The organism is Azospirillum sp. TSH100, from assembly GCF_004923295.1.
Taxonomy (GTDB): domain Bacteria; phylum Pseudomonadota; class Alphaproteobacteria; order Azospirillales; family Azospirillaceae; genus Azospirillum.
In genome coordinates this window covers 95,158-108,856 of sequence record NZ_CP039637.1, presented here as the reverse complement: position 1 = coordinate 108,856, position 13,699 = coordinate 95,158, and the positions used below count along the sequence as shown (strand labels likewise).

Here is a 13,699-nt window from a genome sequence, read left to right as displayed (position 1 = left end):
CCCGCATGGACAGCCTGACCGACACCCCCGACCCGGTGCCGCCCGCCCCCGCAAACGTTGCGGCGCCGGCCGCAAACACTGCGGCGCCAGCCAAAGTGACCCGCGACCCGGAGGGCACGCGGGCCCGCATCATGGCCGCCGCGACGGAGGAGTTCGCGCGCTACGGCCTGGGCGGCGCCCGCGTCGACCGCATCGCCGAACAGGCCGGCACCAACAAGCGCATGCTCTATTACCATGTCGGCAACAAGGAGGAGCTGTATCTGGCGGTGCTGGAGGAGGCCTATGCCCATATCCGCGCCACCGAACGCACGCTCAACCTGGACAAGCTGGCGCCACCCGACGCCATCGCCCGGCTGATCGGCTTCACCTGGCAGTATTTCATCGACCATCCCGAATTCATGGCCCTGCTGAACATCGAGAACCTGCACCGGGCGGAGCTGCTGAAGACCTCATCGCAGGTGCAGTCGATGCACTCCCCCTTCGTGCAGATGATCGCCGACGTGCTGGCGCGCGGGGTGGACCAGGGGGTGTTCCGCGCCGGGGTCGATCCGGTGCAGCTCTATATCTCGATCGCCGGGCTGTCCTATTTCTACCTGTCCAACGTCCACACCCTGTCGGTCATCTTCGGCCGCGACCTGCTGGCCGAACCGGCCAAGGAGGAACGGCTGGCCCATATGGTGGAGCTGGTGCTCCAGTCCTTGCGGCCCTGAGGGGGGAAAGGGGTGGTCAGATTCTGACCACCTCACTGTTTCGGCACTTCTACTGTTTCGGGGCCGGGCGCAGCAGGGCGATCAGCAGCAGGCCGCCGACGATGAACCAGGCGATGACGACGAAGCCGTCGATGTAGGCCAGCACATAGGCCTGCTTGCGCACCGCCGCCGACAGCAGCGACAGGGCGCGGTCGCTCGCCTCCTCGGCTCCGGTGGAACGGGCGGCGACCCGCGCCATGGTGCCGGCCAGCCGATGGACGGTGTCGGTGCTGCCGGCGACCACGTCGGACACCAGCCGGAAGCTGTGGAACTGCTCGCGGACGCGGACGAAGGTCTGCATGAAGGCGGCGCCCAGTTCGCCCCCCAGCAGGCGCGCGGTCTGCAACAGGGCGCCCAGCGCCAGGATGTGGGCCTGGGACAGGTTCTTGATGTTGAAGTAGATCAGCGAGGTCATGGCGAAGGACTGGCCGAAGGCCTGCAACATCTGCGACGGCAGGAAATCGGCGCCGACCCAGTCGGCCGTCAGGTGCGAGGCCAGCCAACAGGCCAGCCCAACCGCGGCAAAGCCCGCCGCCATCACCACCCGCGGATCGGCATGGCGCAGCAGCGTGCCGACCAGCGGCGCCAGCAGGAACTGCGGCAATGCTATCAGAAGCAGCGTGTCCCCGACCTCCAGCGCGCGGTAATTGTTCACCGTGACGAGGAATTGCGGAACCAGATAGGCGGTGGACAGCATGACCAGCCGCAGCAGAACCAGCAGCAGGCACAAGAGCGGGATGTTGCCGCGGAAGAGCGCGCCGAAGGTGATCCAGGGCTTGGGGCAGGTCAGCTCCTGCACGACGAAGGCGCCGACCAGCAGGCCGCCGGCCAGGAACAGGCCGGTGATGAGGCCGGAATTGAACCAGTCCAGCCGGTTGCCCTGGTCGAGCCCGGCATAGAGCAGGGCGAAGCCGAGGCTGGCATAGGCGATGCCCCACCAGTCGCCGTCCTTCAGCAGGTCGCGGCGCACCGGCTCGGCCGGCATGCCGAAATGGACGCACAGCGCCATCAGCGGCGCCAGCAGCGCCGTGTCCCAGAACAGCCAGCGCCAGTCGAGATGCTCGATCACCCAGCCTTCGACCGAGGCGGCGAAGTTCAGCGACAGCTCGACATTCATCGCATAGACGGCGATGCCGTAGACGACATAGCGCGGCGGCAGGTTGCGGACGATGAAGCCGATGGTCAGCGGGATGAAGGTGCCCGACGACAGGCCGGCCAGCAGCTGGAAGGTCAGCACCCCGGTCAGCGTGCCGGTCAGCGGCAGCGCCAGCATCGCCAGCCCGTAGGTGAGGGAGGACACCAGCAGCACCCGGCGCGGGCCGAACACCACACCGAGGAAGGCGGCGGCCGGGGCGACCAGCATCTGCGCCACCGTGTAGGCGGTGGTGATCCAGGCCCCCTCGTCGAATCCGGCGCCGATGGCGCCGCGGATGTCGGCCAGCCCGAAGGTTGTGATGCGCGAGGTCAGGGTGGAGATCAGCGCCCCCAGCATGACGCCCAGCAGGCCGACGATCGGATGGTGGGTCAGGATCGGCTGGGCCGGGCGCAGCAGGATGCGGGACAGCCGACCGCCGGCCAGACCGACGCTCATGACCCGCCCTCCTTTGCGTCTCCATCCGTGTCAATGGTGACGACGACGGACATGCCGGGCCGCAGACGGTCCTGCAACGGGTTGGGGTCGTCCAGCACGATCTTCACCGGGATGCGCTGGACGATCTTGGTGAAGTTGCCGGTGGCGTTGTCGGGAGGAAGCAGGGCGAACTGGCTGCCGCTGGCCGGCGACTGGCCTGCGACCCGGCCGGTCAGCGTCACGTCGGGAAAGCTGTCGATGCGGATCGTCGCCGGCAGGCCGGGCCGGATCCGCGTCATCTGGGTTTCCTTGTAGTTGGCGATCACCCACACCGCCGGCAGCGGCACCAGCGTGACGATCTGGCTGCCCTGCCCGACATACTGGCCGGGACGGACCTGCCGCTGCCCGACCATGCCGTCGGCCGGCGCCCGGATCGTCGTGCGGTCGAGCGTGATGCGGGCGAGGTCCAGGTCGGCCTGCCGTTGCAGGCGGGTGGCCTTGGCCTGACGCACCTGCACGTCGATGCCGTCGAGCGCCGCCTTCTGCTGGTCGACCTGCGCCTGTCCGGCATCCAGCGCCGCCTGGGCGCGGCGGGAGGTCGCCTGCGCCTGTTGCAGGGCCTGGAGCGTGCCGGCCACCCCCTGTTCGCTGAGGGAACGCTGCCGCGCCTCCTCCAGCCTTGCCCGCCACGCCTCGGCCTCCAGCCCATGGACATTCGCCTCGGCCTGATCGACCAGGGCGCGCTGGGTGCGTTTCTGGATGTCGAGCTGGGCGATGGCGGCATCCGCCGCTTCGAGCGCCGCGTCGGCCTGCTGCACGCGGGCGCGGTAGTCGTCGTCGACGATCGTCGCCACCGGGTCGCCGGCCTTCACCCGCTGGAAGTCGCCGACCGGCATGGCGCGGACGACACCCGACACCTGGGCCGACAGCGGGGTGATGTCGGATTGCAGATAGGCATCGCTGGTGGTCTGGCGCGCGGCGGAGCCGATCCAGCGGTCCCATCGTGTCGCGAAGGCCACCACCAGCACCACCGCCAGCCCCAGCACCGCCAGCCGGACCAGCCACGGGCTCCAGGCCACCGGCGGCGGGGCGGCCGGGGCCGGTTGCCCGGCTCCCTGTTGAGACACCTGTTGGACCGCTTGCTGGGGTGGCGCTGCGGCATCGGTCATGCGGGGGCTCCATCGGAATCAGCCTGCCGGAACGGCCCGGCCGGACCGTTCCGGCAGGCTGACCCTACGCGATGCTCCGCGGAAATGCGCCTTGCACCAAGGTGTAGCCCCGCATGGAAGGAGGGCTTGCTTGACAGGGGATGTCGGGTTGCGGAATGGTGCGATGGCCGATCGGTTCCGGTCGGCGATCATAAGCTTGTTCTCAGGGCAGGGTGAAACTCCCGACCGGCGGTATCCCTTCGACAGAGGGGGAGCCCGCGAGCGCTTGCCGCCCCCCAGGGGAGGACCCAGGGGCGGCGAGGTCAGCAGACCCGGTGAGAGGCCGGGGCCGACGGTAACAGTCCGGATGGAAGAGAATGAGCAGACCGCGCCGGTGGCTTGCCGCGAGCAGGCCCGCCGTCGTTGGTTCGCGCCGGTGCGCCGGGCCTGGGTTCGGCGCGCCGGAGGTCTCTTTGTGCCCTGATTCAGGCTCACCCTTCACCGGATGTGAGAACCATGAATCAGATTTACCGTCAGAACGACCTTCTCGCCCGCTTCGGCACGCCGGGCGAACGCGTCGCCCGCGCCCTGCAAAGCCTTCGGCAGGGAGAAGGGGTGATCGTCGTCGATGACGACGACCGCGAGAATGAAGGCGACATCATCTATCCGGCCGACAGCATCACCGTCGAACAGATGGCGCTGCTGATCCGCGCATGCAGCGGCATCGTCTGCCTGATCCTGCCCGACGAGCATCTGCGGCGGCTGGAGCTGCCGGCGATGGTGCCGGCCAACAGCTCGCGCTTCGGAACCGCCTTCACCGTGTCGATCGAGGCGCGCGACGGCGTCACCACCGGCGTTTCGGCGGCCGACCGGGTGACGACGATCCGCACCGCCATCGCCGACGAGGCCCGTCCGGAGGATCTGGCACGGCCGGGCCATGTCTTCCCGATCCGCGCCCATCCGGACGGTCTGGCGGCCCGCCGCGGCCACACCGAAGCCACCATCGAGCTGATGGCGCGGGCCGGCCGCAAGGCGGCGGGGGTGCTCTGCGAGGTGATGAACCCGGACGGCACGATGGCCCGCCTGCCGGACCTGATCGCGTTTGCCGAGGAACAGGCCATGCCGATCGTCAGCATCGCCGATCTGGTGGCGGAGAGCGGCCTGCAATCCGACCGCTGACCGGGTAAACGGAGCCGCCCTGTCGAAGCTTCGGCGGGGCGCCCCTCCCGGCGGGGGAGCCGCCGGCGGGGGTCAGAAGCCGCCGGCGAGGTCAGCCAGGGCGTCGCGGTCCAGCAGGTCCAGCTTGCCGCCGACCAGGATGCGGATCAGGCGGCCCGACTTCAGCTTGGTCAGGGTGCGCGACACGGTTTCGGTGGTCAGGCCGAGATGGTCGGCGATGTCGCTGCGTCCCATCGGCAGGTCGATGGTCTTCTCGCCGCCCTTGCGGTCGCTGAGGCGCAGCAGGAAGGTGGCGACCTTCTCGGCGGCGGTCTTGCGGCCGAGCAGAACCATCTGGTCCTGCGCCGCCATCAGCTCCGACGTGGTGGCCGACAGCAGCTTGCGGGCCAAGGCCGGCTGGGCGTCCATCAGCGCGTCCAGTTCCAGGCGCGGGATGCGCTGGATGGTGGTCGTCGTCACGGTCTCGGCGGTGTAGAGATACTGGGCGGCGAAGGCCAGACCCATCATGTCGCCGGCCTGCAGGAAGCCGATGATCTGGCGGCGGCCGTCGGGCAGCATCTTGTAGAGGCGGACCATGCCGCTCATCACCCGGAACACCGAACCGGCGGCATCGCCCTCGCTGAAGACCGTGGCCTCGCGCTCGTAGACCTTGGCGTGGCCCAGGCTGGCGAGCGGGTCGGCGGGGTTGCGCGGCTGGATGGCAATACCGGCGGGCGGCGTCATCGCCAGGGCGGAGACCAGGTAACCAGGGACGGCGCGGTTGGCGTGGGCGGCAATGGCGGCGTGCGTGGACATGGTGACCTCGGCCTTGACGGTGCGATGCGGTCCGGCTGGTCCGGTGTGCATCCGATGGCCCGAAGCTATCTATCCGTTGCCATCCTGTGCAGTTCGGTGATGTACCTAAGGAAATTTGCGTACGTAACTGTACCTACGTATCAGGCCGTAGGGGGCCGGGTGGCAGACCTTCAGGCCGCCCCTCAGGCTGCCGCCGGCATCAGGCCGTTCAGCATGTCGATCAGCTGGTCCTCGTCGAACGGCTTCTCCAGCACGGCGACGACGCCGGCCTCCTTGGCGCGGGCGAAGGTCGCGGGATCGCCGCGGCCGGAGACCATGATGACCGGCATTCCGTGCAGGTCGCCGCGATGGCGCTCCAGGAATTCCAGGCCGCTCATCACCGGCATGTGCAGGTCGAGAACGAGGCAGCCCTGCGGGTTTCCGTCATAGCGGTCGAGGAACTCGCGGCAGGACGAAAAGTCCCGCACATCGAAGGAAAAGGCTTCCAGCAGGGCCTTCAGGGAGTCGCGGACCGGCTCATCGTCGTCGACGATGTGGACGATACCGGCACCCGGCGTTTCGCCCGGCCCGTTGCCGGACTCGTTGCCCAGGTGATCCATGACGGCCTCCGAACTTCCATGCGGACAAGAACCGCGCCAACGGTGCGGCGCGTCATGGAAGATAAAATGCGGCAGGGGGCGCCGATATACGGAGCAATGCGTATGCGGCGCGCTTTTGATGCAGATCACCCGCCGCCGGGCACGACGCCGGCGGCGATCGCCATGCGCACCAGGGTGGGCAGGCTGTCGGCCTGCATCTTCTCCATCACCCGGGCGCGGTGGATTTCAACGGTGCGCGGGCTGATCGACAGCTCGAAGGCGATGACCTTGTTCGACTTGCCGGCCACCAGCCAGCGCAGAACGTCGAGTTCCCGCGGCGTCAGCGCCGACAGACGGGTCAGCACCTCCGGCGGAGCGGAGGCCGCGGGAGACATCGAGGCCGGCTGTTCTGGAGCCGGGGCCGGCGGGGTTGCTTCCGCCGTCCGGCTGTCCGCCGCCCGGGCCAGGGCGGAGCGGACGGCGGCGAGCAGCGCCTCCTCCTCGAAGGGCTTCTCGACGAAATCGACGGCCCCCGCCTTCATGGCGCGCACGGCGAGCGGCACGTCGCCATGGCCGGTCATCACCACCACCGGAAGGCCGCGGCCGTCACGGGCCAGCCGTTCCTGAACGTCGAGCCCGCTCATCTGCGGCATGCGGACATCGACCAGCAGGCAGCCGGGACGCGACGGCGCGTCGGAGTCCAGAAAGGACAGCGGGGTGGAAAAGCTTTCCGCCCGGAAGCCGGCGCATTCCAGCAGCACCTGGAGGGAATCGCGGATGGCATCGTCGTCGTCGACGATGAAGACGGTGAGGTCGGCGGTCATGTCGGCAATCAGGTCGGTCGTACGGTCAGCCGGCATCGTCGGCATCCGATGCGGGCACGGCGGAATCCGGCAGGGAGGTCGAGAGAGGGACGGTAAAGGCGAAGCAGGCGCCGGTCGCCGGCGGGATGGCGGGCGGCTCCAGCCACAGGCGGCCGCCATGCGCCTCGATGATCGAGCGGCAGATCGACAGGCCCAGCCCCATGCCGCTGGACTTGGTGGTGACGAAGGGCTGGAACAGCTGGGCGCGGACGGTCTCCGGCACGCCGGGACCGCTGTCGGCGACGCTGACGCGGCGGAAGGCGGCGTCGTCCGGATCGGGGGCGGTGCGGACGGTCAGCACGCGCTGCCCGCTTTGGGCGCCGCCCATGGAATCGCCCATGGATTCAATGGCGTTGCGCACGAGGTTGAGGATCACCTGCTGGACCTGCACCTTGTCGATCAGCACCTGCGGATCGGCGGGATCGAAGTCGAAGCGGACATGCAGGCCGCGCTCCTTGGCGCCGACCAGGGCCAGCGCGCTCGCCTCCTCCACCACCTTGTTGAGGAAGTCGACGGACCGGTGGGTCTTGCCCTTTTCGATGAAGCTGCGCAGGTGACGGATGATCTGGCCAGCACGGGTGGCCTGGGCGCTGGCCTTGTCGACCATGTCGATCGCCTTCGGCACCGTTTCCGGGCGCTCCATCAGCCGCTTGGCCGCCTTGGCATAGTTGATGACGGCGGTCAGCGGCTGGTTCAGCTCATGGGCGAGCGTCGAGGCCATCTGGCCCATGGCGCTGACCCGGCTGACATGCAGAAGCTCCGACTGGAGTTCCTGCAGACGCCGTTCGGTCGCCTGCCGTTCGGTCAGGTCGCGGACGAAGCCGGTGAAGCAGCGCCGGCCGGCGAGCAGCACTTCGCCCACCGCCAGCTCCATCGGGAAGACCGACCCGTCGCGGCGCTGGCCGGAGACGATGCGGCCGATGCCGATGATGCGACGCTCTCCCGTCCGCCCGTAGCGCTCCAGATAGCCGTCATGCTGCTCCCGGTAGGGCGACGGCATCAGCATGCTGATGTTGCGGCCGATCACCTCCGCCGCCGTCCAACCGAACAGCCGCTCGGCCGCCGGGCTGAAGGATTCGATCAGCCCCGTCTCGCCGATGACGATGATGGCCTCCGGCACCGTCTGGAGGATCGAGGTCAGACGCGCCTCGCGCTCGCGCAACGCGGTCTCGGCCTGCCGGGCGGCCGTGAGGTCGCGGATGATGCCGATATAGACGGGATCGCCGTCCTGGCTCGCCTCCCCCACCGACAGGTCCATGGGAAAGCAGGAGCCGTCCTTGCGCTGACCGGTCACCTCGCGGCCGATGCCGATGATCCGCCGTTCCCCGGTGCGGTGGTAGCGCTCCAGATAGCCGTCATGCTCCTCCTGATAGGGCGACGGCATCAGCATCTTGACGTTGCGGCCGATCACCTCCGCCGCCGCCCAGCCGAACAGGCGTTCGCAGGCGGGGTTGAAGGACTTGATGCGGCCGCGGGAGTCGATGATGACCACCCCGTCCGGCACGGTGTCCAGCATCGCCTGCAACTGCGACAGAGCCCCCAGCTTGTCTTCCCGGTTATCGGCCCGGTTATCGTCGGCCACGTCCCAACCCTCGACCTCTCATTCCTCGTCAGCCACAGAGTAGTTGAGTGCAACCGTCGGTCAAGACTGCCAATCAGCAGAGCGCGTTAGCGGTGGTAATGGCACCGCCGTGCAGGGCATCCCGTTCCAGGTCGTCGACGGCGAGATTCTTGGCCTTGGCCTCCACCTCGAAATCGGCCCAGGCGAGGTGGTCGGCCACCAGCCGGTTGACCGCGTGGTTCCACATGCGCTGGGAATGGGCGCGCAGATCCTTGGTCGTCAGCCCGCGCGCCGCCAGTTCGGCATAGTCCGGCAGACGGTCCGCCGGCCAGTCCGGCAGCAGATCCTCGCGCGACACGCTGATGTGGGCGACCGGCCGCACCCCGCGCCAGGAGCCGGCGACCACGGCGATGCGCGGATCGTCGGGGCGCAGATACTCGCCTTGCGTGCGGACCCAATGGTGGTGGAGGTCGAGCACGATCGGCACCGTGTCCGCCAGCGGCAGCAGATCGTCCAGGCCGAAGGACATCTCGTCATTCTCGACGGTCAGCAGGTTGCGCGCATCCTCCGACAGCAGGGCGTGGCCGCGGCGGAAGCCGGCGATCCCCTCCCCGCGCCCGCCGCCATGGATGTTGACGTGCGCCCCCCGCGGATGCCAGCCGCCGGCAAGCCCCATCATCCGCAGGATGTCGGCATGGTATTCCAGCTCCGCCACCGCATTGTCGAGGGTGGCAGGGTTGGCGCTGTTCAGCACGCAATACTGGTCGGGATGCAGCCCGATGCGGATCCCGGCCTCCATCGCCTTGCGGCCGGCGTGCTCCAGACCGTTCCGCACCAGGGCCAGGATGCCGGGCTGGCGGTAGAGCGGCCGCCCGATCTCATGGGTGTAGGCCGGCAGCAGACCGCTGTTGACGCGCAGCAGCCGGCGGTAGGCCGGATGGCGGGCAACCTCGTCCAGTTGCAGATGCAGGGCCTGGAGGTTGCGCCGCAGCACCTCCGTCAGCTTTTCCTCGGCACGGGCGGGGCTCAGCCTGCTCAGGGTCGCGATGGTGACGGTGCCGGGATTCATGCGTTTGGCAAGTCCGGCGTCGCCATCGGGCGGAATGAACTGGCAGCACCAGCCGAAACGGGCGGTGGACGGAGACGGCAGGGAGGAGCTGTCGGGCATCGGTCGGCATGAGAAAGCGGATGGGCCGCTTAATATGGACCGCGGATCCGGGGCTTCCACCGTGAGCCGGCCGCAAGCGACCCTACCCCATGCGGCGCAGCGCTCCCGTCGCCAATGCCTGCGGATCCGGGACATGCGGATTGGGGGCGTCCGCCTTGCGCGGTGCGGCGTCGGCCAGCGCCTGGAGGCGGTCGGCCAGGGCGCGTTCGGGGGCGCAGATCTCCTCGCACAGGGCACGCATCTCGGCGATCGAGGGGCGCCATTTCCGGCTGCGGCGCCAGCTGCGGGCGGCGGCGTCGATCACCCAGCCCGGGTATTCGCCGAGGTCGTCGGCCCAGTCGAGCGCCATCATCCGTTCCACTTCGGGCGACAGGCCCTTGGCCGGAAAATGGCTGAGCAGGGTCAGGACGCGGCCGAGCAGATGGTCGCTGTCGGCCGGGGCGAGGACGGTCGCGGACAGCTCCTCCAGGGTCTGCCGGGCGAGCGCCGCCTGGGCAGCGGTGACACCGGGCGGGGGAGACCACTGCTCGATCATGCCGTCGAAGCCGTCCTCGCCAAAGCGCGGGCGACGGTCGGTGCGGCCCTGGGCGAGGAGTTCCTGGAGCGGCGGCGGCAGCGCGGCGGTCAGCCGGATCCGGCGCTGGGGTGCCGGCAGATCCGGGTCGAAGGCGGCGGATGGAGAGAACGGATTATGGGGCCGCGACAGGGCGGTGACGGTTGCGTTTCCGGGTCTTGCGGTCATCGGCGTTCCCTTCATGACCAGGGGTAAGCTGCGGGGGGGGAAGCTGCGGGGACGGAGGCACGCCGGCGCAGTTCCGCCGCAGCGGCGCTCCAGGCGCCGAGACGCTGTTCCGCGCTGCCGGACGGGCGGGCGGACGGGCGGGCGGACGGGCGATCGGCGGGGGCGAAGGCGGATGGCTTGCCGGCAAGGTTGCCGGTAAAGCTGGCAGTGACGGGAGCCTTGCCGACGGCGGCGTCCTGCGACAGCCACGCTCTCCAGGCGGAGGAGACGTCGCGGTAGCGGTAGCCATGGGCACGGCAGCGCAGGATGAAGCCTTCGACATGGCTGCCGAGATCGATCTCGGCATGGCGGGCCCTGGCCCAGGCAAGGTCGTCGGCGGTCGGCATCCAGCCCTCCGGAACCTCCCGGGCCCGCGTCCGTCCGTCCACCTGCTCGCCCGCCCGTTCGCCAGCCCACTCGCTCATGGGCTCGCCCGAAGCGTGCGAGTCCGGAATCTGTTTGGAATGGACCTGTTCCTGACTCGCTGGCGGACAGGGGATGTGCGTGGCGGAGTCATCCCTGTCGGCCGCCGAGTCAGGGTGGATCGCGGCGGCGGCATCGGCATCCGGCGGGGTGAAGCGCAGGCGGTAGAGGCAGGACAGGCGGGCGCCGTCGCGACCGCGGCGATGTTCGACGCTGACCAGTCCCAGATCGCTCAGACCCTGGATGATGCGGTTGATGGTGGGGCGCGAGCGCTTCAGCTTGGCGGCGAGCGTCGATTGCGACGGCCAGCACAGGCCGGTATCGTCGGCGAAGGTGGCCAGCGCGGCCAGGACGGCGAATCCGTCGGCTTCGAGACCGGGGTGATCCAGCCACCAGGCCGGAATCCGGCCCCATCTGCGAGTGTCGAGAGGGTGGCCGTCGCCCGGTCGTGGGGCGGTCGGCCTGGGTGTGGATGGTTGGGACATGGAGGAACTCCGCAAAGCAGGGGGACCGGCTGGCCGCTGATGAACTTGCGGGGCCGATGAACTTGCGGGAAGGATTCCGCCGCTTCTGGCAGGCGTCGAATCGCGGGCAAAAGGGACCGATTCGGTTGTGTCCCGTTGGCCCGCGGATCGGTCCCATCGGCCCGCGCCTCTGTCCCCTTTGCTCGCGGTTCTGTCGGCTTTGGCCGCGCCAGCGTTGCGAATCGGATCCGATCCCGTTTGCCCGCGCTTGGGAGTGGCCGGGGGTTGCGCTCCCGGAGCGGGGTGTCCCGCTTGCTCGCGGTTGGGGCGGAACGAGTTGTGGTGTCTTTCCAGGAATCCTCGCGGTTGGGCCCCTCACCTTAAGCCCTCTCCCCGCTTCCAGCGGACCGGAGGTCCGCCTGTCGCGTCGGCGCAAACGACGTTGGCGCGTGAGCGTGGGGAGAGGGGGTTCGGTCCCGTTTGCTCGCCTTTGCCCATGTCGCCACACGTCTGGCGGTCAGGTTTGTGTCGTGAATGCTCGCGGTTGGGAGAGCGCCCTGGCCGGAGCTGTCCCATTTGCTCGCACTTTGCGGGGATGGTGCGGTGACATGGGGCCTCCGAGTCTCTGTCCCGAATGCCCGCGTTTCGTCATTCCGTCCGCGATTCGTGGTGATCGGGGCGCGAAGCGCGGCCATTCGGGACACAGGCGCGGCCATTCCCGACACAAGCGCGGGCAAACGGGACACAGGCCTTCGGGGTGACTCCGCCCCGCCGGTTGCGTCCGTCCGATGCCAGCCCCTATCGTACCCTTTGGTGAGGAGGGATGAGCCATGAGCAAGGCGAACGCGGTCCAGCTGACTCTGTTCGAGATGGAGGACCGCAGTCAGTCCCATATGATCGCGCTTTACGACACGGCGCCGCGCTTCGTCTTCGTGTCGAAAGGCCGGGGGACCGAGCCGGAACTGCCGGCCGCCAACGCGTTCGTCCAGTCGGTGCACAAGGAGTTTCCCTTCAAGGACGCCCTGTTCACCCTGACGCTGCAGCCCGCCCGCATCTACCGTCCGGCCAAGCCCGCACCCGGCGAGGATCCGGCCGACAAGCGCATGGTCGAGTATGAGGTGTTCCCGTCCGAGCGCGAGCAGATCGTCGAGCAGGTGGTGCGCCGCCTCGCCATGGACCGATCGCGCCTGTCGCTGATGGGCGACAAGCAGGACCGGGTGCGCGTCCATTTCTCGCTGTATGAAATCCGGCGGGAACTGCGCGCGGTGAACCGCACCATGGACACGGCGGAGATCCGCGAGGCACTGGAGATCCTGGCCCGTACCCGCATGATCATCAGCAAGGTGCCGGAGAACGGCCGCAAATCAGCGCGGCCGGTGCTGGAATCCTCGGTCTTCCCCACGCTCTACATCCGGCCGCGCACCGGCGAGGGCGGCGAGGATGACGAGAACGACACCTATCTGGAGTTCAATGCGCTGGTCGCCTCGGCCATCCGCAACCTGGAATTCAAGCCGATCTCATACCAGTGGATCATGCGGCTGAAGAGCCCGGTGGCGCGCTGGCTCTACAACCGCCTGTCCATCGAATATGGCGACCTCGACCTGAGCCGCCTGCCGGACGGCGCCCACAACGTGCCGCCGATGACGCTGTCGGCCGACGACATCATCAACAACAGCGGCATGAACGAGTGGAGCCGGCGGCGCGATACGCTGCGCACCGTGACCTCCGCCGTCGATTCCCTGGTCGAGGAGGGAATCCTCGACCATGTCGAAAAGACGGTGTCGAAGGATGGCCGCCGCATCAACGACATCGAATACATCATGATGCCAAGCCGGAAATTCCTGGATCAGGTGCGGCGCGGCAACGACGTGCAGGAGGCGAACGCCGCCACCTTCCGCGCCATCGCCGGCAGTGACGAGCGTCCGAAGGAGTTCCTGCCCATCACCCCCGGCCAAAGCGTCGAGGTGCGCCGCCGCCGCGGCACTCTGCTGGGCGGGCGCAGCGGCCAGGGCGAAGGCTGACCCATCCGCAAGCGTCGGCGCCTGGCCGGCCGGGGCGACGGTGATGGGAAATCCGGCCCGCCTGCGCTGACCGGCTTCGACCGATCATCGCGGTGCCGGTGGGCGGTGCCGGTGGGGTGGGCCACGACCGGTGGTGGCACCCCGTTCCGGCGACGGATCGGGCGTCCGGCTGCATGTTGAAGATTCAGAACTAATCCTCCCTTTGCCGTAAACCGGGAAAGGCCCTCTACGGGATGGTTGTGTTTCTTCAGTCAGGTCATAAAATGAAACGATCCTGAGCGGTCGGTAAGATAATAAAGAATTCGAAACAACTGACGGCGTAAAACATCGCCGCATGTCTTTCAAAACTCCCGAAATGTAGCCCGCCCATAAGGCGGGAACCGAGGGATTTTGTCTGGG

General features: G+C 68.5%; 12 protein-coding genes and 1 riboswitch. Of the genes, 3 read left to right on the top strand and 9 right to left on the bottom strand.

What is annotated here, in order from left to right; genetic code table 11:
• The first annotated feature begins 5 nt into the window (after nucleotides 1-5).
• Nucleotides 6-710 carry a TetR/AcrR family transcriptional regulator gene (locus E6C72_RS22095; protein ID WP_109085240.1) on the top strand — a complete coding sequence of 235 codons (705 nt, stop codon included), beginning with the start codon at nucleotides 6-8 and terminating at the stop codon, nucleotides 708-710.
• 49 nt (nucleotides 711-759) lie between these two features.
• Here the strand turns inward: E6C72_RS22095 and E6C72_RS22090 are convergent, their stop codons facing one another.
• Together E6C72_RS22090 and E6C72_RS22085 are read right to left on the bottom strand one after the other, a co-directional pair.
• A complete protein-coding gene (locus E6C72_RS22090) occupies nucleotides 760-2,340 on the bottom strand; it encodes an MFS transporter (protein WP_109085241.1) in 1,581 nt (526 codons plus the stop codon).
• On the bottom strand, nucleotides 2,337-3,488 hold the full coding sequence (locus tag E6C72_RS22085) for an HlyD family secretion protein (RefSeq protein WP_109085242.1): 1,152 nt from the start codon (nucleotides 3,486-3,488) through the stop codon (nucleotides 2,337-2,339). Before E6C72_RS22085 ends, E6C72_RS22090 begins: the two co-directional genes overlap by 4 nt.
• Before the next feature lie 194 nt (nucleotides 3,489-3,682).
• Nucleotides 3,683-3,850, top strand: a riboswitch (FMN riboswitch).
• 133 nt (nucleotides 3,851-3,983) lie between these two features.
• On the opposite strand from E6C72_RS22085, the gene ribB reads away from it, so the two are divergent.
• Nucleotides 3,984-4,646 carry a 3,4-dihydroxy-2-butanone-4-phosphate synthase gene (ribB, locus tag E6C72_RS22080; RefSeq protein ID WP_109085243.1) on the top strand — a complete coding sequence of 221 codons (663 nt, stop codon included), beginning with the start codon at nucleotides 3,984-3,986 and terminating at the stop codon, nucleotides 4,644-4,646.
• A 72-nt stretch (nucleotides 4,647-4,718) separates the two neighbouring features.
• Here the strand turns inward: ribB and E6C72_RS22075 are convergent, their stop codons facing one another.
• The 7 genes from E6C72_RS22075 to E6C72_RS22045 all read right to left on the bottom strand — a co-directional run bounded on the left by E6C72_RS22075 (nucleotide 4,719) and on the right by E6C72_RS22045 (nucleotide 11,300).
• Nucleotides 4,719-5,441, bottom strand: coding sequence for a helix-turn-helix domain-containing protein (locus E6C72_RS22075; RefSeq protein ID WP_109085277.1), 723 nt, complete (start codon nucleotides 5,439-5,441; stop codon nucleotides 4,719-4,721).
• A 182-nt stretch (nucleotides 5,442-5,623) separates the two neighbouring features.
• Nucleotides 5,624-6,040, bottom strand: a complete 417-nt coding sequence (locus E6C72_RS22070; RefSeq protein WP_109085244.1) for a response regulator transcription factor — start codon at nucleotides 6,038-6,040, stop codon at nucleotides 5,624-5,626.
• A gap of 125 nt (nucleotides 6,041-6,165) precedes the next feature.
• A complete protein-coding gene (locus E6C72_RS22065; protein WP_247875625.1) occupies nucleotides 6,166-6,879 on the bottom strand; it encodes a response regulator transcription factor in 714 nt (237 codons plus the stop codon).
• Complete coding sequence (locus tag E6C72_RS22060) at nucleotides 6,869-8,464, bottom strand: PAS domain-containing sensor histidine kinase (RefSeq protein WP_109085245.1); 1,596 nt, start codon at nucleotides 8,462-8,464, stop codon at nucleotides 6,869-6,871. The genes E6C72_RS22065 and E6C72_RS22060 overlap by 11 nt, the downstream gene beginning before the upstream one ends.
• A 73-nt stretch (nucleotides 8,465-8,537) precedes the next feature.
• Nucleotides 8,538-9,611, bottom strand: coding sequence for a UV damage endonuclease UvsE (locus tag E6C72_RS22055; protein WP_109085246.1), 1,074 nt, complete (start codon nucleotides 9,609-9,611; stop codon nucleotides 8,538-8,540).
• An 82-nt stretch (nucleotides 9,612-9,693) separates the two neighbouring features.
• Entirely contained in the window at nucleotides 9,694-10,353 is a 660-nt protein-coding gene (locus E6C72_RS22050) for a hypothetical protein (protein WP_109085247.1), read from the bottom strand.
• Between the two features lie 11 nt (nucleotides 10,354-10,364).
• Nucleotides 10,365-11,300 (bottom strand): helix-turn-helix domain-containing protein, encoded by a 936-nt coding sequence (locus tag E6C72_RS22045; RefSeq protein ID WP_109085248.1) that lies wholly within the window; start codon nucleotides 11,298-11,300, stop codon nucleotides 10,365-10,367.
• A gap of 809 nt (nucleotides 11,301-12,109) precedes the next feature.
• On the opposite strand from E6C72_RS22045, the gene E6C72_RS22040 reads away from it, so the two are divergent.
• Complete coding sequence (locus E6C72_RS22040; RefSeq protein ID WP_109085249.1) at nucleotides 12,110-13,300, top strand: plasmid replication protein; 1,191 nt, start codon at nucleotides 12,110-12,112, stop codon at nucleotides 13,298-13,300.
• Nucleotides 13,301-13,699: the final 399 nt, after the last annotated feature.